At 56.3% G+C, this 22,018-nt stretch carries 19 protein-coding genes and 2 pseudogenes; 11 read left to right on the plus strand and 10 right to left on the minus strand.

From position 1 onward, the window contains the following. The first annotated feature begins 47 nt into the window (after window positions 1-47). Genes ACQG1Y_RS22630 through araD form a run of 4 tightly spaced genes read left to right on the plus strand, consistent with a single transcriptional unit; the run spans window position 48 to window position 3,755 of the window. The gene (locus ACQG1Y_RS22630) at window positions 48-1,553 is read left to right on the plus strand and encodes an FGGY-family carbohydrate kinase (protein WP_368740875.1); all 1,506 of its coding nucleotides are present in this window, start codon (window positions 48-50) and stop codon (window positions 1,551-1,553) included. After that, complete coding sequence (gene ulaD, locus ACQG1Y_RS22635; protein WP_015572757.1) at window positions 1,550-2,203, plus strand: 3-keto-L-gulonate-6-phosphate decarboxylase UlaD; 654 nt, start codon at window positions 1,550-1,552, stop codon at window positions 2,201-2,203. The genes ACQG1Y_RS22630 and ulaD overlap by 4 nt, the downstream gene beginning before the upstream one ends. A gap of 2 nt (window positions 2,204-2,205) precedes the next feature. After that, the gene (locus tag ACQG1Y_RS22640; protein WP_017693794.1) at window positions 2,206-3,066 is read left to right on the plus strand and encodes an L-ribulose-5-phosphate 3-epimerase; all 861 of its coding nucleotides are present in this window, start codon (window positions 2,206-2,208) and stop codon (window positions 3,064-3,066) included. Further along, complete coding sequence (araD, locus tag ACQG1Y_RS22645) at window positions 3,060-3,755, plus strand: L-ribulose-5-phosphate 4-epimerase (RefSeq protein WP_015572759.1); 696 nt, start codon at window positions 3,060-3,062, stop codon at window positions 3,753-3,755. The genes ACQG1Y_RS22640 and araD overlap by 7 nt, the downstream gene beginning before the upstream one ends. Here araD and ACQG1Y_RS22650 read toward each other — a convergent pair. Continuing rightward, window positions 3,756-4,043, minus strand: a pseudogene (locus tag ACQG1Y_RS22650) (helix-turn-helix transcriptional regulator); the annotation flags it as partial. A gap of 6 nt (window positions 4,044-4,049) precedes the next feature. Between ACQG1Y_RS22650 and ACQG1Y_RS22655 the strand changes: the two are divergent. Together ACQG1Y_RS22655 and ACQG1Y_RS22660 are read left to right on the plus strand one after the other, a co-directional pair. Further along, window positions 4,050-4,427 (plus strand): annotated as a pseudogene (locus ACQG1Y_RS22655) (glycoside hydrolase family 127 protein); the annotation flags it as partial. Window positions 4,428-4,628: 201 nt separating this feature from the next. Next, window positions 4,629-5,705, plus strand: coding sequence for a type I restriction endonuclease (locus ACQG1Y_RS22660; protein ID WP_047354172.1), 1,077 nt, complete (start codon window positions 4,629-4,631; stop codon window positions 5,703-5,705). Between the two features lie 3 nt (window positions 5,706-5,708). On the opposite strand, the gene ACQG1Y_RS22665 is transcribed toward ACQG1Y_RS22660, so the two are convergent. The 3 genes from ACQG1Y_RS22665 to aldB form a co-directional block, all read right to left on the minus strand. Then, a complete protein-coding gene (locus tag ACQG1Y_RS22665) occupies window positions 5,709-6,116 on the minus strand; it encodes a type II toxin-antitoxin system HicB family antitoxin (protein ID WP_032651934.1) in 408 nt (135 codons plus the stop codon). A gap of 14 nt (window positions 6,117-6,130) precedes the next feature. Beyond that, window positions 6,131-6,316, minus strand: a complete 186-nt coding sequence (locus ACQG1Y_RS22670; protein ID WP_071788668.1) for a type II toxin-antitoxin system HicA family toxin — start codon at window positions 6,314-6,316, stop codon at window positions 6,131-6,133. Between the two features lie 249 nt (window positions 6,317-6,565). Continuing rightward, window positions 6,566-8,104, minus strand: coding sequence for an aldehyde dehydrogenase AldB (gene aldB / locus ACQG1Y_RS22675; protein ID WP_006808612.1), 1,539 nt, complete (start codon window positions 8,102-8,104; stop codon window positions 6,566-6,568). A gap of 166 nt (window positions 8,105-8,270) precedes the next feature. On the opposite strand from aldB, the gene ACQG1Y_RS22680 reads away from it, so the two are divergent. Next, window positions 8,271-9,155: an ROK family protein gene (locus tag ACQG1Y_RS22680; RefSeq protein ID WP_015572761.1), complete on the plus strand. Its 885-nt coding sequence runs from the start codon at window positions 8,271-8,273 to the stop codon at window positions 9,153-9,155. 3 nt (window positions 9,156-9,158) lie between these two features. On the opposite strand, the gene selB is transcribed toward ACQG1Y_RS22680, so the two are convergent. From selB to ACQG1Y_RS22695, 3 genes are all read right to left on the minus strand, one after another. After that, the gene (selB, locus tag ACQG1Y_RS22685; protein ID WP_368740873.1) at window positions 9,159-10,997 is read right to left on the minus strand and encodes a selenocysteine-specific translation elongation factor; all 1,839 of its coding nucleotides are present in this window, start codon (window positions 10,995-10,997) and stop codon (window positions 9,159-9,161) included. Next, window positions 10,994-12,379 (minus strand): L-seryl-tRNA(Sec) selenium transferase, encoded by a 1,386-nt coding sequence (selA, locus tag ACQG1Y_RS22690; RefSeq protein ID WP_047062390.1) that lies wholly within the window; start codon window positions 12,377-12,379, stop codon window positions 10,994-10,996. Before selA ends, selB begins: the two co-directional genes overlap by 4 nt. A gap of 103 nt (window positions 12,380-12,482) precedes the next feature. Then, the gene (locus tag ACQG1Y_RS22695) at window positions 12,483-13,091 is read right to left on the minus strand and encodes a glutathione S-transferase (RefSeq protein ID WP_045339422.1); all 609 of its coding nucleotides are present in this window, start codon (window positions 13,089-13,091) and stop codon (window positions 12,483-12,485) included. Between the two features lie 436 nt (window positions 13,092-13,527). On the opposite strand from ACQG1Y_RS22695, the gene ACQG1Y_RS22700 reads away from it, so the two are divergent. The 4 genes from ACQG1Y_RS22700 (at window position 13,528) to ACQG1Y_RS22715 (ending at window position 17,693) form a co-directional block, all read left to right on the plus strand. Further along, window positions 13,528-15,435 carry a PTS mannitol transporter subunit IICBA gene (locus ACQG1Y_RS22700; protein ID WP_015572764.1) on the plus strand — a complete coding sequence of 636 codons (1,908 nt, stop codon included), beginning with the start codon at window positions 13,528-13,530 and terminating at the stop codon, window positions 15,433-15,435. A 101-nt stretch (window positions 15,436-15,536) separates the two neighbouring features. Beyond that, entirely contained in the window at window positions 15,537-16,685 is a 1,149-nt protein-coding gene (gene mtlD, locus ACQG1Y_RS22705; protein ID WP_368740872.1) for a mannitol-1-phosphate 5-dehydrogenase, read from the plus strand. Further along, window positions 16,682-17,272 (plus strand): mannitol operon repressor MtlR, encoded by a 591-nt coding sequence (gene mtlR, locus ACQG1Y_RS22710; RefSeq protein WP_015572766.1) that lies wholly within the window; start codon window positions 16,682-16,684, stop codon window positions 17,270-17,272. The genes mtlD and mtlR overlap by 4 nt, the downstream gene beginning before the upstream one ends. A 58-nt stretch (window positions 17,273-17,330) precedes the next feature. Beyond that, window positions 17,331-17,693, plus strand: a complete 363-nt coding sequence (locus tag ACQG1Y_RS22715; protein ID WP_015572767.1) for a YibL family ribosome-associated protein — start codon at window positions 17,331-17,333, stop codon at window positions 17,691-17,693. 32 nt (window positions 17,694-17,725) lie between these two features. On the opposite strand, the gene ACQG1Y_RS22720 is transcribed toward ACQG1Y_RS22715, so the two are convergent. From ACQG1Y_RS22720 to ACQG1Y_RS22730, 3 genes are read right to left on the minus strand one after another with little or no spacing between them, the layout of a single operon-like run. Further along, window positions 17,726-18,820 (minus strand): fimbrial protein, encoded by a 1,095-nt coding sequence (locus ACQG1Y_RS22720; RefSeq protein ID WP_047638151.1) that lies wholly within the window; start codon window positions 18,818-18,820, stop codon window positions 17,726-17,728. A gap of 9 nt (window positions 18,821-18,829) precedes the next feature. Beyond that, on the minus strand, window positions 18,830-21,310 hold the full coding sequence (locus ACQG1Y_RS22725) for a fimbria/pilus outer membrane usher protein (protein WP_032651950.1): 2,481 nt from the start codon (window positions 21,308-21,310) through the stop codon (window positions 18,830-18,832). A gap of 4 nt (window positions 21,311-21,314) precedes the next feature. Beyond that, window positions 21,315-21,989 (minus strand): fimbrial biogenesis chaperone, encoded by a 675-nt coding sequence (locus ACQG1Y_RS22730; RefSeq protein WP_023295610.1) that lies wholly within the window; start codon window positions 21,987-21,989, stop codon window positions 21,315-21,317. Between the last annotated feature and the right edge of the window lie 29 nt (window positions 21,990-22,018).

The raw sequence follows: 22,018 nt of genomic DNA on the forward strand, positions 1-22,018 counted from the left end.
GTAGGCCGGGTAAGCGAAGCGCCACCCGGCAATTAAGCGAGAAGAAGATGAGTGAAAAAGAGCCCTTCTGGCTGGGTATCGATTGTGGCGGTACTTATCTGAAAGCCGGTTTATACAACAGCCAGGGCAAAGAAGTCTGTATTGAACGCCGCTCAGTGGCCACGCTCAGCCCACGCGCCGGCTACGCCGAGCGGGATATGCACCAGCTCTGGCAGCACTGCCACAAAACCGTCGCCCTGCTGCTCAAAAATTCAGGCGCTGACGGCGGTCAGATCAAAGGCGTTGGCATTTCAGCCCAGGGCAAGGGGCTATTTCTGCTCGATAAACAGGATCGCCCCCTGGGTAACGCCATTCTCTCCTCCGATCGCCGTGCGCAGGAGATCGTGCAACGCTGGCAGCAGGACGGTATACCCGAAAAGCTCTATCCGCATACTCGCCAGACGCTGTGGACGGGGCATCCGGCCTCACTCCTGCGCTGGGTTAAAGAGAACGAGCCTCAGCGGTATCAGCAAATTGGCAGCGTGATGATGGCGCACGATTACCTGCGCTGGTGTCTGACCGGGGTCAAAGGCTGCGAAGAGAGCAACATCTCGGAATCCAATCTCTACAACATGAATACCGGGCAGTACGATCCGCAGCTCACGCGCTGGCTCGGCATCAGCGACATTGACGGTGCCCTGCCGCCTATTATCGGTTCAGCAGAAATTTGCGGGGAAATCACCGCTCAGGCAGCCGCACTGACCGGTCTCACGGCGGGTACTCCCGTCGTTGGTGGACTGTTTGATGTGGTTTCCACCGCGATCTGCGCCGGGCTGCATGACGAACATACGCTGAATGCCGTAATGGGGACCTGGGCCGTAACCAGTGGGATTGTCCACGGCATCCGCGACAACGAGCCTTTCCCCTACGTCTATGGCCGCTACGTCCATCCGCAGCAGTTCATCGTTCATGAAGCCAGCCCCACGTCGTCCGGCAACCTGGAATGGCTGACGGCCCAATGGGGCGATATGTCATTCGATGAGATTAACCACGCCGTGGCCAGCCTGCCAAAAGCTGAAAGCGATGTGTTCTTCCTGCCTTTCCTCTACGGCAGCAACGCCGGGCTGGAGATGACCAGCGGCTTCTATGGCTTGCAGGCGCTGCATACCCGCGCGCACCTCCTCCAGGCGGTTTATGAAGGGGTGGTATTCAGCCACATGACCCACCTCAACCGTATGCTCGAACGCTTTCCCCACGTGCAGGCCCTGCGCGTGACGGGCGGCCCAACCCATTCGGACGTGTGGATGCAGATGCTCGCGGACGTCAGCGGCCTGGCGATTGAACTCCCGCAGGTGGAAGAGACCGGCTGTTCCGGTGCGGCGCTGGCCGCGCTCGTCGGTACAGGCCTTTATCCCGATTTTTACGCCGCTCAGCGCGCCCTCAGGCATGACATCCGGATGATTGAACCTGACATGCGTGCCCATGCCGCCTACCAGCGCAAATATAACCGTTACCAGCTACTGATTTCAGCATTACAGGGCTATCACGCCCGTGTTAAGGAGTACGACCTATGAGCCGACCATTATTGCAGCTGGCGCTCGACCACACCTCGCTTCAGGCCGCGCAGCGCGATGTCGCGACGCTTTCCGATCACGTCGACATCGTCGAAGCCGGCACCATTCTATGCCTGACCGAAGGGCTAAACGCCGTTCGCGCCCTGCGTGCGCAGTGTCCGGATAAAATTATCGTGGCGGACTGGAAAGTCGCCGATGCCGGAGAAACGCTGGCTGATCAGGCGTTTGGCGCAGGCGCAAACTGGATGACCATCATCTGTGCCGCCCCGCTGGCCACCGTTGAACGTGGTCACGAGGTCGCACTACGCGGCGGCGGCGAGATCCAGATGGAGCTGTTTGGCAACTGGACGCTGGACGACGCGCGCGCGTGGCATCGCATCGGGGTGAAGCAGGCGATTTACCACCGCGGGCGCGACGCACAGGCCAGCGGCCAGCAGTGGGGTGAGGCGGATCTCAGCAAAATGAAGGCGCTGTCCGATATCGGTTTGCAGCTTTCTATAACTGGCGGTATCACCCCCGCTGACCTGTCGCTGTTTAAGCAGATCAACGTCAAAGCCTTCATTGCCGGGCGCGCGCTGGCAGGCGCCGATAATCCGCCGCAGGTGGCACAGGCATTCCATTCGCAAATCCGCGACATCTGGGGAGAGTAACCATGCGTCAGCATCCGTTAGGCATTTACGAAAAAGCGCTGCCAAAAGATCTCTCCTGGCCGGAGCGCCTGGTTCTGGCAAAAAGCTGCGGCTTCGATTTTGTGGAGATGTCGGTGGATGAGACCGACGAGCGTTTATCGCGCCTTGAATGGAGTACCACGCAGCGCGCCTCTCTTGTGGAAGCGATGCTGGAGACCGGCGTGGCCATCCCGTCGATGTGCTTATCTGCCCATCGTCGCTTCCCGTTTGGCAGCCGCGATGAAATCGTGCGCGAACGCGCCCGCGAGATCATGACCAAAGCCATCCGGCTGGCCCGTGATTTGGGTATTCGCACCATCCAGCTTGCGGGTTATGACGTGTACTACGAGGAGCACGACGAGGGCACGCAACAGCGCTTTGCCGAAGGGCTGGCGTGGGCCGTAGAGCAGGCTGCAGCCGCGCAGGTAATGCTGGCGGTAGAGATCATGGACACTGCGTTTATGAACTCCATCAGCAAGTGGAAAAAGTGGGACGACATGCTCGCCTCGCCGTGGTTCAGCGTTTACCCGGACGTCGGCAACCTGAGCGCGTGGGGCAACGACGTCACCGCCGAGCTGACGCTGGGCATTGACCGCATCGCCGCTATCCACCTGAAAGATACCCGGCCCGTTACCGAGCAAAGCCCCGGACAGTTCCGCGACGTGCCGTTTGGCGAGGGCTGCGTCGATTTCGTTGGCGTGTTTAACACGCTGAATCAACTTAATTATCGCGGCGCATTTCTGATTGAAATGTGGACCGAGAAAGCCAAAGAGCCGGTGCTGGAGATCATCCAGGCGCGCCGCTGGATTGAAGCCCGAATGCAGGAAGGAGGCATGACATGTTAGAACAACTCAAAGCCGAGGTGCTGGCGGCAAATCTCGCCCTGCCCGCCCACCAGCTGGTGACGTTCACCTGGGGCAACGTCAGCGCGGTTGACCGTGCCAGCGGCATGATGGTGATCAAACCATCCGGCGTGGAGTACGACGTGATGAACGCAGAAGATATGGTGGTGGTAAATATCGCCACGGGTAAAGTGGTCGAGGGGAGTAAAAAACCCTCCTCCGACACCCCGACCCATCTCGCGCTGTATCGTCGTTACCCGGAAATTGGCGGCATTGTGCATACCCATTCCCGCCACGCCACCATCTGGTCGCAGGCGGGGCAAGATTTACCCGCGTGGGGAACGACGCACGCGGACTATTTTTACGGTGCGATCCCCTGCACGCGGCTGATGACCACGGCTGAAATCGCGGGTGAATATGAATACCAGACGGGGGAAGTCATTATCAAAACCTTCGAGGAGCGCGACATAAGCCCGATGCAGGTCCCGGCGGTGCTGGTTCATTCTCACGGCCCGTTTGCCTGGGGCAAAGACGCTGCCGATGCGGTACACAATGCCGTGGTGCTGGAAGAGTGCGCCTATATGGGGCTTTTCTCGCGCCAGCTTGCACCTCAGCTTCCGGTTATGCAGCAGGAATTGCTGGATAAGCATTACCTGCGCAAGCATGGCGCAAATGCCTATTACGGCCAGTGATCATCCGGAATTAATATGCTCTTTACAGTACCGCCGTTTCCAGACGGCGGGCGTTAACCCGGTATGTTTTGAGAATATTTGCCGGAAATAACCCACGTCATTAAAACCGCACCGGGCGGCCACTTCAGTTAATGAGGCCGCATCGTTCAGCAGCAGTTTTTCAGCGGCCCTGACGCGCTGGCGGTGAATTGCCTCCGTCAGGGTTAAATGAAACGTCCGACGAAATACTCGCCCCAGGTAATCTGCGTTGCAGTGCAGCTCTTTTGCCAGCTGCGAAGTGGACAGGGGCAGTCCACGCTGACGTTACCGATGCCGGTCCGCCGTGTGTACGGCAACCCGCAGGTGCGCCAGCAGGCGAGGAAAGTCGCATTGCAGCGTGGACCGCTGGTTTACTGCCTGGAAGAAGCCGATAACGGCGCAAATCTGCATAACCTTTCTTTGCCCCAGGACAGCGCGTTTCGGGTCTTCGAAGGCAAAGGCATTTTCGCGCACAAGATGCTGATACAGGCGGAAGAGATCGGGTGTCAGGCGAAGGACACTGATGCCCTATGGCAGTACGACCACTCGCCGGTAGAACGTCAGCCCCGGACCCTGACCTTTATTCCGTGGTTTAGCTGGGCAAACCGGGGAGAAGGGGAAATGCGGATATGGATGGATGAGGGCATAATTTAAAAAAATAATACATCGTTATATATATAATATACTCAATAAGCTCGGCGTTGTCGGGTTTATTTTCTTTGAATGATTTAAATCACTCTGTGATCCAAACCCCGGAAACGTTTTTTTACTGGTGCCACCCACAAGCGCTTATTGAATGGCATGCATTTTAATGATATTTCATCAAGGCACACAGCAAAGAAATAAGGATATCCCATGGAATTTACAGAAAGACTAAATGCGTTATCTACTAAAATTAGGCAGCAAATTGAAGTAATTAATACAGAAGAAGCAACCAAAACGGCATTTGTAATGCCTTTTATTCATAATGTTTTAGGTTATGACGTATTTGATCCGTCAGAGGTTACGCCTGAATTTGTTTGTGATATCGGTACAAAAAAAGGTGAAAAAATTGACTATGCGATAATGAAAAATAACGATGTGCAAATACTCATCGAATGTAAAAAAATTGGTGAGCCTTTGCATATAAATCATGCTTCACAACTTTTCAGATACTTTCACGTTACAAATGCAAGGATCTCCATCTTAACGAATGGGCAAATATACAGATTTTATACCGACCTCGATGCTCCTAATAAAATGGATGAGAAACCTTTTTTAGAAGTAGACCTGCTTGATATTGATGAAAACGTTATACCTGAATTAAAAAAACTCACCAAATCTTCTTTTGATCTTGAATCCATCATAAACGCGGCTGGAGAATTAAAATACGTTAGTCAAATCAAGAGAATATTGCATACTCAACTTAACAATCCAGAAGACGATTTCGTTAAGTTTTTTGCTTCGCGAGTATATGACGGAATGCTAACCCAAAAAGTCAGAGAATCTTTTCAAAATCTCACGAAAAAGGCAGCAAGTCAGTACATAAACGATCAAGTTAATGAGAGGCTTAAGTCTGCCATTACAGGTATTACTCCGGCTGTCGTCGAAGCGCCAACGGAAACACAGCAAAGTGAAGATGATGAACAAAAAGATGAGAGTGAAATCATCACGACTTTAGAAGAGTTGGAAGGTTTTCATATTGTTAAAGCAATCACGCGAGCAGTGTTGGAGGCACCTCGCATTACCCATAGAGATACAAAGAGCTATTGCGGCATTCTTGTAGACGACAATAACCGCAAGCCTCTTTGCCGGCTGCATTTTAATCGGACTCAAAAATACATCGGGCTCTTTGATCTCGAAAAAAATGAAACACGGCACCCAATTTCTACAGTTGATGATATTTATTCCTTTGCAGATATCCTGAAAGCAACTGCTGCTCTTTACATCTAATCTTCACCGAGGCAGCACGCGACGTGCTGCCTCGGCCAGAAATGCGCTTCGATTGCCGAATTGAGGATGCTCGCTGACAAAGGAATCAATCTTCACCAGCAAACGTCGAGGCATCGTGATGTTGATGCGTTCGGCTCTGCCGTCGAATTGCTTCATATTAATATCCACCAGCAACCATTGCCCGCCTGTGAAGTCGTCAGGTTGATTTTCAAGGTGCACTTCGACACTACCCGGGAGAGGCAATGCTTCATCCATTTCAAACAGCGCTTCGAAGTGCGCCGTGAGCGCATCACGTGCATCCTGAAAAGCGTCATCAAGTGAATCCCCCGCAAAAAAACATCCCGGAACGTCGGGGAAGAAACCGCTGGCGCTACCGTCGGAATCAGAATGAATGTAAGCCGGATAAAACATAACTACTCCTGATATCAGTGTTTAATGCCCGCCTGTCGCCAGATCTGTGCGAGAGTGCCCGGTTTAATGTCCTTTTTAGGATGCGGAACGGTTACCAACCCTTTTTGCACTGGATGGCGAAACTGATGATGGCTTCCCTTCGTTCTTACACATTTCCAGCCATGGCTAACCAGAACAGCAATGATATCCGCACTTTTCACATCCCAACCCTTCCCTGGTTATACACATGATACACACCACCACTACTGGATTGAATGACATTAGCGCATTAAAAAAGGCAGTGCAGCCAGGCTTTGTCGAAACAGGAAGAGGCGTCGAGAAAAGAAGAAGGAGGCATGTCATGTTGCAGATAAAAATGCGGACACTCTCGTAGGCCGGGTAAGGCGAAGCCACCACCCGGCTTTAACCCGGCTCAGGTCACCCTACCCGGGACGACCTGAGCCCGGAGATTAAAACAGCCCCAGCGGTTTATCGGAGTAGCTGACTAACAGACATTTCGTTTGCTGGTAGTGCTCCAGCATCATCTTATGGGTTTCACGCCCGATGCCCGACTGCTTGTAGCCGCCAAACGCCGCATGAGCCGGATAGGCGTGATAGCAGTTTGTCCATACGCGTCCGGCCTGAATGCCGCGGCCCATTTTATAGGCCAGATTACCGTTACGACTCCAGACGCCCGCCCCCAGGCCATACTGCGTGTCGTTGGCGAGCTCCAGCGCCTCGTCCATGGTTTTAAACGTGGTGACGGCCAGCACCGGTCCAAAAATTTCCTCCTGGAAAACGCGCATGTTGTTCTTACCGAACAGGATGGTCGGCTCAAGGTAGTAACCCTCCTGCAAATCGCCGCCCAGCACCTTACGACGACCGCCGGTCAACACATCGGCCCCCTCTTTTTTACCGATATCAATATAGTTGAGGATGGTTTCCAGCTGGCCATGCGATACCTGCGCTCCCATCTGGGTGACGTTATCCAGCGGATTACCGCTGCGAATCGACTCCACGCGCCGGATCGCCCGCTCCATAAAGCGCTCATAAATGGATTCCTGCACCAGCGCGCGGCTCGGACAGGTGCAGACTTCACCCTGGTTGAACGCGAACAGCGCAAACCCTTCCAGCGCTTTGTCGAAGAAGGCGTCCTCTTCATCCATCACGTCGGCAAAGAAGATGTTCGGCGATTTCCCGCCCAGCTCCAGGGTGACCGGAATGATGTTCTGGGTCGCGTACTGCATGATCTGCTGACCCACTTCCGTTGAGCCGGTAAACGCCACTTTAGCAATACGCTTTGAAGTAGCCAGATATTCGCCGATCTCTCCCCCGGCCCCGTTGACCACGTTAATGACCCCCGGCGGCAACAGGTCGCCAATCACCTCCATCAGCAGCAGTACCGAAAGCGGCGTTAGGCGTGCAGGTTTCAGCACCACGCAGTTACCCGCCGCCAGCGCGGGCGCCATTTTCCAGCTCGCCATCAGCAGCGGGAAGTTCCACGGAATAATTTGCCCCACCACGCCGAGCGGCTCGTGGAAGTGATACGCCACGGTATCTTTGTCAACTTCACTTATTCCCCCCTCCTGGGCACGAATGCAGGACGCAAAATAGCGGAAATGGTCAATCGCCAGCGGCACGTCCGCCGCCATGGTTTCCCGGATCGGCTTGCCGTTGTCCCACGTTTCCGCGGTCGCCAGCAGCTCCAGATTCTGCTCCATCCGATCGGCGATTTTGAACAAAATGGCCGCTCTGTCCTGAACGGACGTTTGTCCCCACTTATCTTTCGCCTTATGCGCCGCATCCAGCGCTAAATCGATATCCCGCTTGCCCGAACTGGCAATTTCACACAGCGGCTGGCCGGTAACGGGCGTCAGGTTGGAATAGTATTCACCGTCGACGGGCGCCACCCAGTCGCCGCCGATAAAGTTGTCATAGCGGGGCTTCAGCTTAAGAGGAAAACCATACTCGCCTGGCTGGATACGCGATGAGGGAGGATTGTTTGTCATGACCGTCTCCTTGCAGTAGGTGTACAACAAGGGTAGTTCCGGCTGGTGATTTTCTCGCCAGTCGGTAACGGGTTTACGAGCCGTATCACGGATTACCGTACTTTACGTTTCGTTTCTGCCGCCGGAGCCATACTTAATAGCTCAGGGGCTCATGAGGAACAATGCAATGCAGCTATTTATCGGCTTTGACGTGGGCGGAACCCACATCAAACACGGCGTGATCAACGAAAACGGCGAAGAACTGACATCCGATGAATATGATACGCCTGACGATGAAAGCACCTTCAAACAGAAGTGGAAAGCGGTGGTGGATAAGTACCGCCAGGAGCATGAGATCGTCGGCATCGGCGTGAGTTTTCCGGGCCACATCAATCATCATACCGGCGAAGCGGCCAAGGCCGGGGCGCTGGATTACCTTGACGGTGAAAACCTGTGCGAGCTTTTCGCACAGCTGACCGATCTCCCCGTAACAACCGAAAATGACGCCAACTGCGCGGCGCTGGGCGAACGCTGGCAGGGCGCCGGCAAGGACTATGAGCATTTTGTCTGCATCACCATCGGCACCGGCATCGGCGGCGGTATCGTCATGGAGGGCGATCTCTACCGTGGGTCGCACTACCGGGCGGGTGAGTTTGGCGTGCTGCCCGTTGGCAACAACGGCGAGCCGATGCACGAAGTGGCGTCCGCCAGCGGCCTGATGAAAGCCTGCCGCCGTGCGCTGGCCGTGTCGGAAGATGAGATGCCTGATGGTGAGGAGCTGTTTAGACGCATGGACAGCGACGTGCATCTGCGTGAGGCCATAGAAGAGTGGGCGCATTTCCTCTCGCGGGGCATCTACAGCGTGATCTCCATGTTTGATCCGCAGGCGGTGCTGATTGGCGGCGGCATTAGCGAGCAGGAGAAAATCTATCTCCTGCTGGATAAATACCTACAGCGATTCGAGGAGTGGGAAGCGCTCCGGGTGCCCATCCTTCCCTGCGAGCTGGGTAACCAGGCGGGAAGGCTGGGCGCGGTCTGGCTGGCTAAGCAGAAGCAGGCGCGCAGCGCTTAACGCTTAGGGAAATAACTGCGCGTCGCGTAGCACATGGTCATTGCCACGACGACGCGTAAACCCGATGCGGTTGAAATACTCCAGGATCTGAATCGCCAGTTTGCGTCCTACGTTCAGCCGATCGCGGAAGTCTGCGGCGCAGGTTGATCCGCGCGCCTGATCCAGCTCCCGGATCAGGTTCGCAAATGCCACGATCCGATCGTTGCGGTAATAACGATCTTTCACGATCGCCACAATCATCCCCTGCTGCGCCGCATGGCGCAGTACCTGACGCATCAGCTGCTCATCGGTATTGGTTTCACGCGCCAGATCGCGCACCCACCACGGTTCATCGCCAAACAGCGCCGCCACTTTTTGCCAGACCGCGTCCTGCTCAGCGGTAAAACCGGCCTTGTGCGCCGGCAGGTGCAGCCAGCCGTGATGACTTGCAATCACGCCGCTTTCACGCATGTTTTCAATCAGCAACAGCACCAGCGCGTCGTCTTCCATGGGCAACGCCATGCGCCGCAGACGTTCACGACCCGGACCGGGCTCATCCTGATGCTGTTCATGGTAGGTCGCCAGCGTGCTCAGCACTTTGCGCTGCCAGCTCGCCGCCACCGGCGCGTTCAGCAGGCTGTTGCCGGCCTGAATAAAACCTGGCTCCTGCGTCAGAAGACGCAATCCTTCGCCGCTGAGCTGGCGCGCCCAGGCGAACGCCGCCAGATCCACCGCACCCCGCTCAAGGTGGATATCTAACGCAGACTTATCATCGCGGGCCTGGGCCAGTGCGGCCAGCCACTGTAAATACTCGGGCTTACGCTTGCCGCGACGGGGCGGATCCAGCATGACCACGCGCGCGCCCGCCAGCGTTTCCCGCGCCGAAATATCGCGCAGAACCAGGCGGTCGTTATCCGCCAGCCAGAGCGGGGAGTCGAACACCAGTTCGGCGAGATCGTTTTCCAGCAGCGACACGCGTCCGGTGATGTGGCTGGCCGCGTGGTGGATATGCAGCGGCTGCCACTGGGTCAGCGGGGTATGGGTCTGGAGAGAAACGATGATCCGTTCAGAAGGCTCCGGCGGCGCGTCGGCCAGCAGCCAGTCGCCGCGGTTAAGCTGGTCTTTTTCGGCATCACCGGCAATATTCAGCGCGATACGCTGCCCGGCGTGGGCCTGTTCCACCGGCTGGTTTTGCGCGTGAAGCCCGCGCACGCGCATCGGTTTGTTCACGCCCGTCAGCCACAGGGTATCGCCCACGTTCACTTCGCCGCTCAGCGCGGTGCCGGTCACCACCAGCCCAGCCCCTTTCACGGTAAATGCCCTGTCGATCGCCAGACGGAAGCGGTGATGGCTGGCATGTTCACGAGACGAGATCTGCTGCAAATGGTCGCGAAGAGCGTCGATACCGCGGCCTTCTGTCGCCACGGTGACAAACAGTGCGGCATCCCTAAAACCGTACTCACTCAGCGCCGCCAGCACCTCTTCACGCACCTCGTCGATACGCGCCTCATCCACACGGTCCGCTTTGGTGAGGGCGACGGTCAACTGCGGGTTTCCCGTCAGCTGGAGGATCGCCAGATGCTCGCGCGTTTGCGCCATCACCCCGTCATCGCACGCGACCACCAGCAGGGCGTGATCGATCCCGCCCACGCCCGCGAGCATATTGGAAAGAAACTTCTCGTGGCCGGGCACGTCGATAAAGCCCAGCACGCGACCGTCGGGCTGCGGCCAGTAGGCGTAACCCAGGTCAATGGTCATGCCGCGCTTTTTCTCTTCCGGCAGGCGATCGGCATTCACGCCCGTAATGGCCTGCAATAACGTGGTTTTGCCGTGGTCAACATGACCGGCGGTGGCAATAATCATTTCAACATCATCTCCAGAAACCGCACTTCATCTTCCAGACAGCGTAAATCCAGCCACATGCGACCCTCACCGATCCGGCCAATCACCGGCGTCGGTAATGCGCGCCAGCGCGCCGACAGCGCCTCAAGCTGGCTTCCGCGTCCGTCGCGCGGGGTGAACGTCAGCGCTTCGCTCGGTAACCTGTCCACCGGCAGCGAGCCGCTGCCAATTTGCGACAGGCAAGGCTCGATACGAACGTCAAACTCAGGGTAATGAGGAGCAACCTGCGGCAGTAGCGCTTCCGCCTGCGCGCGAATGGAGGCCGCATCACGGCTCAGCAAACGCAACGTGGGCAGGCGGTCAGCCAGTTTCTCCGGGTGGAGATAGAGCCGCAGCGTGGCTTCCAGCGCGGCCAGCGTCATTTTATCGGCACGCAGGGCGCGCTTCAGCGGGTGCTGCTGTAGCTGCGCAATCAGCTCGCGCCTGCCGACGATAATCCCCGCCTGCGGCCCGCCCAGCAATTTATCACCGGAGAAACTGACCAGGCTTACGCCCGCGGCAACCATTTCCTGCACCATGGGCTCTTTCGGCAGACCGTACTGGCGCATATCCACCAGCGACCCGCTGCCGAGATCGGCAATCACCGGCACGTTTAGCTCGCGCCCAATGGCGGCCAGTTCGGCCTCTTCCACCGTTTTGGTGAAACCCTCAATGTGATAATTGCTGGTATGCACTTTCATCAGCAGGGCGGTGTTTTCATTCACCGCCGCGCGATAATCTTTTGCATGGGTACGGTTGGTTGTGCCCACTTCATGCAGCGTGCAGCCCGCCTGGCGCATGACGTCCGGAATACGAAACGCCCCGCCGATCTCCACCAGCTCGCCGCGAGAGACGACAACCTCTTTTCCGCTCGCGGTGGCCGCCAGCATTAACAGCACCGCCGCCGCGTTGTTATTCACAATGCAGGCATCTTCCGCGCCGGTGATCTGGCAGAGAAGATCCGCCAGTGCGCGATCGCGATGCCCACGCCCGGCGCCGTCCAGATCGTACTCCAGCGTCACCGGCGAGCGCATGGCACGGGTGACGGCCTCTGTTGCCTCTTCTGCCTGCTGTGCCCGGCCCAGATTGGTGTGCAGAACCGTGCCTGTCAGGTTAATAACCGGGCGCAACGCGCTTTGCCCGTGCTTGCTCAGCCTGCGTTCAACTTCCTGCTCCCACGCCACGCACCAGCCGGGTAGCGCGTTCTCAGCCTGAATATGGCGACGCGCATCGTCCTGAAGCTGGCGTAGCATGTCGACCGTTGCAGTATGGCCAAACTGCTCCAGCACCGCAGTGATGCGCGGGTCACGAAGCAGTCGATCGGTAGCGGGGATCTGGCTGTAGAGGGAATGATGAGTAGTCATGAATGCGCCTGGCGAGTAAATATTTTCCCCCCTCCCGACGGGAGAGGGAGTTAACATGTGGGGGGATTGTACCGCCTCCCGCCAGGAAGTGTTATAACCCGCATCAAGCCTTTGGCGGTTCAGTCCGGGCAAAACTTTCGCGCTGGAAGAGCGTCTCCGCCAGCTTGACCAGCAGCGGACGATCCACGCACCAGCCCGGCGAGACGCGGCGGAAATTGAGGTAGCCAATGGCGCAGGCGATGGCGATCGTCGCCAGATTCAGGCTATCGCTCTGAATTTTCCCGTCGCGGATCAGCTGTTCGCACATATCCAGGCTGCGGCTGATTTTTTCGCGCTGGCGTAGCAGCTCATTTTCTGACTGCTGGGCGGCGGGCCTTGCCTGCTCGCGTACGGACGTCAATGCCGCATCCATAATGCCATCCGCCAGGGCTTCAATTTGCTTCATCACCAGCGCTGCTTTTGGGTCCGCCGGCAGCATGGCTGGCGCAACGCCAAGCAGTTCGATGTACTCCGCAATGATCGGGGAATCAAACCAGTAGTCGCCCTCGTCCGTTACCAGCGCCGGGACTTTCCCCAGCGGGTTGTACTGCGCAACGCCGTTCTCTGCGTTGTAGGGCTGTTCATTCACGAATTCAAATTCAATCCCTTTCTCCAGCAGGAGAATCGAAATCTTACGCACGAAAGGACTGGTATAACTGCCGATGAGTTTCATTGCTTATCCTTAATGCCCACAAAGAGGTCAGTATGGATCAAGCCGTGGAAAAAGGCAGGTGTGCGTATCGCATTCCTGCCATGAGGGGATACGGGAGAAATCTGCATAAAAATATTTTGTGAATCAAATCACAATCTGGAAACAAACAACCAACTTAACATTGTGATGCAAATCACAAAACGCCGCCCATTATGGCGTATTTCTGAGCGATGTATTTTTTTTACACACTCATTTTGTGATCATGATCACTTCATTAATATCCTCACCCCCTACATTCATGTGATTCAGATCACACAAAATTTCACTGTCTGGACAGTTGAACGATTCAGTGCCAGATTTCACAGCATCAGAACAGGGCCCGGCTACCTCTGCCGCCGCACATTAACGATAAACCTCGGGCCACAAGCCTAAGCGTAAACATAAGAAGGGGTGTTTTATGTCATCCGATTTCAAGATCAAAGTGCAAAGCTTTGGTCGTTTCCTCAGCAACATGGTGATGCCAAATATCGGCGCGTTTATCGCGTGGGGTATTATCACCGCATTATTTATTCCGACAGGGTGGTTGCCTAACGAAACGCTGGCAAAACTTGTTGGCCCAATGATTACCTATCTCCTGCCACTGCTCATCGGTTATACCGGTGGTCGTCTGGTGGGCGGTGACCGCGGTGGCGTCGTGGGTGCCATCACAACCATGGGGGTGATCGTCGGTGCGGATATGCCGATGTTCCTCGGTGCGATGATTGCCGGTCCTCTGGGCGGCTGGGCGATCAAGAAATTTGACGTCTGGGTTGATGGCAAGATCAAATCCGGCTTCGAAATGCTGGTGAACAACTTCTCTGCGGGCATCATCGGGATGATCCTCGCGATTCTGGCGTTCCTCGGCATTGGCCCGGCGGTTGAAGTGCTGTCCAAGCTGCTGGCGGCGGGCGTTAACTTCATGGTGGCGCACGACATGCTGCCACTGGCGTCTATCTTTGTTGAACCAGCGAAAATCCTGTTCCTGAACAACGCCATCAACCACGGTATCTTCTCACCGCTGGGTATTCAGCAGTCACACGATCTCGGCAAGTCCATCTTCTTCCTGATTGAAGCGAACCCGGGTCCGGGTATGGGCGTTCTGCTGGCATACATGTTCTTTGGTCGCGGCAGCGCGAAACAGTCTGCTGGCGGCGCGGCGATCATTCACTTCCTGGGCGGTATTCACGAAATTTACTTCCCGTATGTGCTGATGAACCCACGTCTGATCCTGGCCGTTATCCTTGGCGGTATGACCGGCGTGTTCACCCTGAGCGTACTGGGCGGTGGTCTGGTGTCTCCTGCTTCTCCAGGCTCTATCCTGGCGGTGCTGGCGATGACCCCGAAAGGCGCCTACTTCGCGAACATCGCGGCGATCTGTGCGGCCATGGCGGTCTCCTTCGTGGCCTCCGCTATCCTGCTGAAAACCAGCAAGGTGAAAGAAGACGACGATATCGAAGCGGCAACCCGTCGTATGCATGACATGAAAGCCGAATCCAAAGGCGCAACGCCGCTGGCGGCGGGTGATGTCTCTAACGACCTGAGCCACGTGCGTAAAATCATCGTGGCTTGTGATGCCGGTATGGGCTCCAGCGCAATGGGTGCGGGCGTACTGCGGAAGAAAGTGCAGGATGCGGGTCTGACCAACATCTCCGTCACCAACAGCGCGATTAACAGCCTGCCGCCGGACGTTGACCTGGTGATCACGCACCGCGATCTGACCGAACGCGCTATGCGTCAGGTACCGCAGGCACAGCACATTTCCCTGACCAACTTCCTCGACAGCGGCCTGTACGCCAGCCTGACCGAACGCCTGGTGGCGGCGCAGCGCCATGAAGATAACGAAGTGAAAGTGCGTACCAGCCTGCAAGACAGCTTCGACGAGAGCAACGCGCATCTGTTCAAACTGGGCGCTGAAAACATCTTCCTTGGCCGCACGGCGACCAATAAAGAAGAGGCCATTCGCTTCGCCGGTGAGCAGCTGGTGAAAGGCGGCTACGTTCAGCCTGAGTACGTTGAGGCGATGCTGGAACGCGAAAAGCTGACCCCAACCTACCTGGGTGAATCCATCGCGGTTCCGCACGGTACGGTGGAAGCCAAAGACCGCGTGCTGAAAACCGGCGTGGTGTTCTGTCAGTATCCTGATGGCGTGCGCTTCGGTGAAGAAGAGGACGACATCGCCCGTCTGGTGATTGGTATCGCCGCTCGCAACAACGAGCATATCCAGGTGATTACCAGCCTGACCAACGCGCTGGATGACGAAACGGTTATTGAGCGTCTGGCCAACACCACCAGCGTTGAAGAAGTTCTGGCCCTGCTGAACAAATAACAGCGCCTCTTCCCTCTCCCCCCGGGGAGAGGGCTAGGGTGAGGGGAAAACGTTCCTCACCCCAGCCCTCTCGGGTAAAAACATTGATGAAGGTTAACACTATGAAAGTATTACATTTTGGCGCAGGTAATATCGGTCGTGGCTTTATCGGTAAACTGCTGGCAGACGCGGGCATTACCCTGACATTCGCCGATGTGAATCAGGTGGTTCTGGATGCCCTGAATGCCCGTCATAGCTATCAGGTTCACGTGGTGGGTGAAAACGAACAGGTTGAAACGGTCTCTGGCGTCAACGCGGTAAGCAGCATTGGCGACGACGTGATTGACCTTATCGCGAGCGTTGATCTGGTCACCACCGCCGTGGGTCCGGTGGTGCTTGAGCGTATCGCCCCGGCGGTCGCGAAAGGCCTGGCGAAGCGTAAAGCACAGGGCGTTGAAACGCCGCTGAACATCATCGCCTGTGAAAACATGGTGCGCGGCACCACGCAGCTGAAAGGCCACGTTCTTGCGGCCGTCGCAGACGAAGATAAAGCCTGGGTTGAAGCGCACGTAGGTTTTGTGGATTCCGCCGTGGATCGCATCGTTCCGCCGTCAGCATCCGCCACCAACGATCCGCTGGAAGTGACCGTGGAAACCTTCAGCGAGTGGATCGTTGATAAAACCCAGTTTAAGGGCGCGCTGCCGACCATTCCGGGAATGGAATTAACCGATAACCTGATGGCATTTGTCGAACGTAAACTCTTCACGCTGAACACCGGGCATGCTATAACCGCGTACCTCGGAAAATTGGCCGGTCATCAGACGATTCGTGACGCGATCCTCGATGAGAACATCCGTGCGGTGGTCAAAGGGGCAATGGAAGAGAGCGGCGCGGTGCTGATCAAACGCTACGGTTTTGATGCTGATAAACACGCAGCATACATCCAGAAAATCCTCGGTCGTTTTGAAAACCCGTATCTGAAAGATGACGTTGAGCGCGTGGGTCGTCAGCCGCTGCGTAAACTGAGCGCGGGCGACCGCCTGATTAAACCGCTGCTGGGCACGCTGGAATACGGCCTGCCGCACGCAAACCTGGTGAAGGGCATCGCTGCCGCCATGCACTACCGCAGCGAGCAGGACCCGCAGGCGATTGAGCTGGCTCAGCTGATTGATGACAAAGGCGCGCAGGCTGCGCTGGCGCAGATCTCCGGTCTGGATGCCAACAGTGACGTAGTTGCGGAGGCGGTCAGCGCATACAACGCAACCAAATGATGCAGAGTCCGGCGCAGGTTAGCCTGCGCCCGAATAACAGATTGTCAGATATGCAGGCAATAATGGAACAAACCCAGGCCTTTGAAAATCGTGTGCTTGAGCGTCTGAATGCTGGCAAAACCGTACGAAGTTTCCTGATTGCCGCCGTCGAGCTGTTAACCGAGGCGGTGAACATTCTGGTGCTTCAGGTGTTTCGCAAAGACGACTACGCGGTAAAGTATGCTGTAGAACCGTTACTGGACGGAGACGGACCGCTGGGCGATTTATCGGTACGGCTGAAGCTGATTTACGGTCTTGGCGTGCTGAACCGCCAGGAGTATGAAGACGCCGAGCTGTTAATGGCGCTGCGCGAAGAGCTCAATCATGACGGTAATGAGTACACCTTTACCGATGATGAGATACTGGGGCCCTTCGGCGAACTGCACTGCGTATCCGCGCTCCCTCCCGCACCTCAGTTTGATAACAGCGACCCTGAGCTGTACGCGATGCAAAAGCTGCGTTATCAACAGGTTGTGCGCTCCACCATGGTGCTTTCCCTGACTGAGCTGATTTCTAAAATCAGCTTAAAAAAAGCGTTTCAGAAGTAAGCCCGCACACATTGGTGTATCCTTCCCTGTAAATTCCCCGTTTTCAGAGTTATTTGTCATGAAAGAAGTCGAAAAGAACGAAATTAAACGCCTGAGCGACCGTCTGGATCTGATCCGCCATCAGATGGCTGGCCTCTCCCTGGTCGATTCCGCCGAGAAATATGCCGAGCTGGAAAAAGAGTCCGTGAAGCTGGAGGCGGAAATTGAACGCCTGCGCGAAGTGAAAGGCCAGAAGCTGAGTAAAGAAGCGCAGAAGCTGATGAACATGCCGCATCGCCGCGCGATCACCAAAAAAGAGCAGGCCGACATGGGCAAGCTGAAGAAAAGCGTCCGTGGCCTGGTAGTGGTGCACCCGATGACTGAGCTTGGTCGCGAAATGGGCCTGAAAGAGATGACGGGTTTTTGTAAGACCGCGTTCTAATCGTCCTCCCCTGCCGCTGCGGCAGGGGAAACTCAGTTGTAAATCAGGTTAAACGTCGCCATCGCATCCGCTTTTCCCGCCGTCACGTTCTCTTCCGTCTGAAGGTAATGGGCATCAAACCAGAAGGTTTGCGTCTGGTTATCCCCCACTTGCTCAAATGCTGACACCTGTGGGGTGTTCCACGGTACCACCTGCCCCTGAACCGAACCGGTATTGTCACCGTAAAGCAGTTCGATCCCGACACCGCTGGCGCTATCCTCCTGCTTCGTCAACGCCAGCGCCCGATCGTTGCCCGGCGTGGTATCGCCAAAGAAACCCATCTTCACCGCCGTGTTATTTTCGCAGGTCACCGGAATGCTGAAGCGTCCGCCTCCGGCGCGGGAGCCTATGCCATGAAATTCACGCTGGCTCACGCTCCCCATGGGAACAAGAATGCTGCGAGAGCCCACTGAACAGCTGGTACGCCTGACGGTGAAGCTGGCGAGATGGATCTGTACCGGTGTCGCCACGTTGGTGGCGCTGGCTTGATTTTCTCCCGCCTGCAATATCAGCGATCCGACATTTTGCTCCTGGGAATTGGCGTTATCGTCAGGCATGGCGCTGGTCGTTGGAATTTTGTAAAACACCACCCAGAACTGCATTTTATACATTGAGGCGCTGGCAAAGGCGGGGTTTTGCGATGCGTCGCAAATGCGCCGGGACTCATTGCCATTCACCTGACTTGTGCCGTCAATGTAGCGTACCGCATCGGCGCCGCAGTACTGCTGTTCCCGGAACCCCAGCGCGTAGCCGATGCCGTCGATCTGAGTTTTATAGACGTGACGTGACGCGCCGTCTTCACCAACCACGGTGCCGACGGGGTTATCCATGTCGACAAAGCCGATACTACGCCAGGCATCATTCCCGCCATCACAGCTGTAGAAATCCGCCCCGGTAGACTGTATCGGCGCAGATATCGGCGTCCAGTCCGCCGTGCCGGGCGCATACCCTATGGCGTAGGGCACCTGAACGACCCACTGATCGCGCGTGGTGCGGCAAGATGAGGTCTGAGCATGGGCATGAAAACTCAGCATGCCAAAAAGCGAAAGAAGGCTCAGATAGAAAAACCAGTGAATAAAACGACGCATGATATTCCTCTAATGGCACTCAACGGATAGCGTGGCGATACCGGGGGCCATATGAGCTTTCCCCAGTCTGAAAGGTGTCTGGCATTGCTGCTGCTCCCCGTCCTGATACCAGCTGACGCGCAGGGTGCCGCGCTCTGGTACCCCGCTCAGGTAGGCCTGACCGCCGTCAGCGACCATGCTTCGGTTTGCAGAATGGCGGTTCTGCTCCACCACTTCAGCCTGCGCGCCAAACGGCAACGGTTCGCCGTGGTAGCGCAGGGAAAACAGAACGCGATAACCAATGTGGGTTTTGTAATTGGCCAGCACCACCGCGCCGCTGGTGGGAATGAGCGTCAGACCGCTCTGCTCAACGTCGACGTTCTCACCCAGCGTCGCCGTATCAAGGCTGACGGTATTTTTGCGATACGCCGAGAGCGTTGGCATGACCGCATAGCCGCGGCTGTCGGTATGGATCCCGTTGTAGCCCTCCGGCTCAACGTTCGCCGCGCCGGGCACGCGTAGCAGTGCGACGGTATCGCCCAGCGGCTGGCTAAGCGTGACGCCATACTGCGTGGCGATAACGCCTCCGGCGAGTCCGAGGCTCGCGTTGCTACCGCTTCGGCTGTGGTCATAACCGAGGCTGACGTTGCCGTAGCCACCGTTGTATTGCAGCGCCAGGCTGGTACTGTCGGCTTGTCCCTCGCTGGCCTTACTCTGCTGAACGCTGTAATTAAGGTTGCGATTCGCCAGCGCACTGCCGTTGAGTGACACCTGCTGAGTGGTCATCCCACGATTGTTGTGGTTGATGAAGTAACTGACCGAGCTGTCCGGTAACCAGTGACCAAGCGGAACATTGACGTTAAACGACACGGTACGATCGGGATGCTGCTCAAGCGCTGAGTCGGTGTAGTCATACCCCGCGCCCCAGGTAATGCCTCGCCAGCTGGTGTACCAGCCAATGTGGATGGTTTTATCCTGCCCGGACGTATGCCAGTAATCCTGCATCCATGCCGAGACGCTGAGGCTGCCGAACTGACCCAGCGTCTGTGAGAAGGTGACCTGCGAGCGGCTACGGCGATTATTGAGTTGCAGCTGTTGGCTGTCAGACTGATTCAGTTCACTGAATTCATAGTAATTGCGCGAGGCATAGCGATAACTCGCCAGGTTGAAGGCGGTGCCGGTAGCGCTGAAATCTTTCTGATACTGAATGCGCCACGCCTGCCCCATCGCGCTTTTGCCATTGGGTAAACGGCTTTTTGCCAGCGTATCGTCAATGCCCAGCGAGCCAAATGCGCCAAACCCTCTGCCTACGCCAATTGCACCGGCCTGATAGTTGCTCGCCGTACGAAAGCCGCCATACACCGTCATCCTCGAGAGCAGGCCGTAGAAGAAAGCGCCTTCAACAAACTCAGGTGAACGCGCATCGCCGGAGCCGGAGTGAAATCGTCCGGCGTTGAGGCTGTATTTCAGGCTGCCCAGGCGTCGCATAAACGGCACCGCAGAATAGGGTTGGGTAAAGACGCGCGTTGAGCCGTCACTTTCCGTGACCGTCACCTGTAGATCGCCACTTTGTGCGCCGGGGAACAGATCGTTAATGATAAATGGCCCGGCGGCCACCCAGGTTTCATAGATCACATAGCCATTTTGCGAAACGGAGACTTTAGCGAAGCTGTGTGCGACGCCGCGGATGGTTGGTGCGAAGCCGCGCTGGCTGTCGGGCAACATGCTTTCGCTTGATGTAAGCTGTACCCCGCGAAACGCCACGCTATCGAAGACGTCGCCTGCGGTCCAGGCATCGCCGATCCGTAGCTGGCTGTTAAGACGGCGAATATCCCGGGTCAGCCAGCTACTTTGCGACTGAAAATGGTCGCCGCCCGCGTCGCTGTGGCTCCAGGCGGAGGTGTTGCGCAACCGCCACGCCCCCAGATTGATACCGTTACGCAGGCTCAGATAGCTGGATGTCGTGACGCCACGCTGATGATGTGCCTGGCCGCCCGACAGACTGTAATCAGTAAAGGCCGCCGGGATACCATCGTCCCACTGCGACTGCGGCACGTAGCCACGGCTGCGGTGTTTCATCGCCGCCTGCGGCAGGCTGAGAAAGAGACGCTGCTGGTTGAAATCATAGGAGGTTCGCGCTGCCGGAATGAAATCCGCGAGGTGCGTGAACGTTTCTCCCTCCCGCAACCGTGAGAATGCAGGAATGGCCCTGACATTTACCCCAAGCGCTTCCAGCAGCGATACGCTAAAAACGGGTTGCAGGCTGCCTTTCTCATTGACGAAGGTGATCTCCTGATGCCGCTCCTCGCGTCCGTTAATCTCCAGCGTCACGAGCCAGGTGCCTGGCATCTGCCCGCCCTTTTCAGAGAAATAGTGCAGATCCGCCGTTTTCTGTTCGGTAGAGGAAAGCTCCAGCGCGGCGGGATCAAAGTAATCCTCGGCCATCCCCGCGCGGCTGAAGCTAAGCAGCAACACCGAAAGCGGCGCGTAACGAAACAGGCGAAAAGACATGGTCTTAAAGAGGCTGGGTGTGGGTGGCGGTGATGGCACCAAAATCATTAATAGCCGACCAGCTTACGCCCCCGGAGGCGGACACAGGCCATTCGCGGATTTCCCCTGGACCGATCATGCCCGGCTGCTCAATTTTATGCCCGCCAACGGACAGTCGATAAAAAGAGACGTAGTATGGCGTCGGGTTGGCGGCCTTAAGCCCTTTTCCCGTCCGCGAAAACGTTATTTTCTGCCAGGCAGTGGCAGCGTCCCCTTTAAGGTTGTCCGGGCGGTAGAAAATTTTAAATTTCGATTTAACGTTAACTTGTAATTCGTTGCTGCTCTCTTTTGGCTTTGGCGCAATCGCTTTAATATCGAGCCAGAATACAGATTCACGATCTGTGGGCAGCGGAGCGCCGGTATATTGAATACGCAGCGTGTTGGTCTGCTCCGGATCAAGTCTGAACAGAGGTGGTGTGACAATAAATGGCGCAGCGTTATTTTTATCCTGCCCATCACCTTCAACCCACGACTGAATAAGATAGGGAACCGCACTTTCCATATTAGAAACAGAGAATGCCACCTCCTTGCTGTGTTGTGGGTATACGATCCGTGTTCCCCCCATTACAACGCCAGCGGAAACTGACGCAGAACTAACCATTAATGCAGTGAGCATAATATACGATAAACGTTTCATCATTATTATCTCTGGAGGTGGCTGAGAGTGAA

It is taken from the genome of Enterobacter cloacae complex sp. 397G4, from assembly GCF_050031515.1.
Classification (GTDB): Bacteria; Pseudomonadota; Gammaproteobacteria; order Enterobacterales; family Enterobacteriaceae; genus Enterobacter; species Enterobacter hormaechei_C.

Coding starts and splice junctions, on each gene's coding strand:
- aldB (WP_006808612.1), bottom strand. CDS start 8,104: ATGACAAACAATCCTCCCTCATCGCGTATCCAGCCAGGCGAGTATGGT.
- ACQG1Y_RS22715 (WP_015572767.1), top strand. CDS start 17,331: ATGAAAGAAGTCGAAAAGAACGAAATTAAACGCCTGAGCGACCGTCTG.
- selB (WP_368740873.1), bottom strand. CDS start 10,997: ATGATTATTGCCACCGCCGGTCATGTTGACCACGGCAAAACCACGTTA.
- ACQG1Y_RS22725 (WP_032651950.1), bottom strand. CDS start 21,310: ATGTCTTTTCGCCTGTTTCGTTACGCGCCGCTTTCGGTGTTGCTGCTT.
- ulaD (WP_015572757.1), top strand. CDS start 1,550: ATGAGCCGACCATTATTGCAGCTGGCGCTCGACCACACCTCGCTTCAG.
- ACQG1Y_RS22720 (WP_047638151.1), bottom strand. CDS start 18,820: ATGCGTCGTTTTATTCACTGGTTTTTCTATCTGAGCCTTCTTTCGCTT.
- mtlR (WP_015572766.1), top strand. CDS start 16,682: ATGATGCAGAGTCCGGCGCAGGTTAGCCTGCGCCCGAATAACAGATTG.
- selA (WP_047062390.1), bottom strand. CDS start 12,379: ATGACTACTCATCATTCCCTCTACAGCCAGATCCCCGCTACCGATCGA.
- mtlD (WP_368740872.1), top strand. CDS start 15,537: ATGAAAGTATTACATTTTGGCGCAGGTAATATCGGTCGTGGCTTTATC.
- ACQG1Y_RS22680 (WP_015572761.1), top strand. CDS start 8,271: ATGCAGCTATTTATCGGCTTTGACGTGGGCGGAACCCACATCAAACAC.
- araD (WP_015572759.1), top strand. CDS start 3,060: ATGTTAGAACAACTCAAAGCCGAGGTGCTGGCGGCAAATCTCGCCCTG.
- ACQG1Y_RS22665 (WP_032651934.1), bottom strand. CDS start 6,116: ATGTTTTATCCGGCTTACATTCATTCTGATTCCGACGGTAGCGCCAGC.
- ACQG1Y_RS22700 (WP_015572764.1), top strand. CDS start 13,528: ATGTCATCCGATTTCAAGATCAAAGTGCAAAGCTTTGGTCGTTTCCTC.
- ACQG1Y_RS22660 (WP_047354172.1), top strand. CDS start 4,629: ATGGAATTTACAGAAAGACTAAATGCGTTATCTACTAAAATTAGGCAG.
- ACQG1Y_RS22695 (WP_045339422.1), bottom strand. CDS start 13,091: ATGAAACTCATCGGCAGTTATACCAGTCCTTTCGTGCGTAAGATTTCG.
- ACQG1Y_RS22730 (WP_023295610.1), bottom strand. CDS start 21,989: ATGATGAAACGTTTATCGTATATTATGCTCACTGCATTAATGGTTAGT.
- ACQG1Y_RS22630 (WP_368740875.1), top strand. CDS start 48: ATGAGTGAAAAAGAGCCCTTCTGGCTGGGTATCGATTGTGGCGGTACT.
- ACQG1Y_RS22640 (WP_017693794.1), top strand. CDS start 2,206: ATGCGTCAGCATCCGTTAGGCATTTACGAAAAAGCGCTGCCAAAAGAT.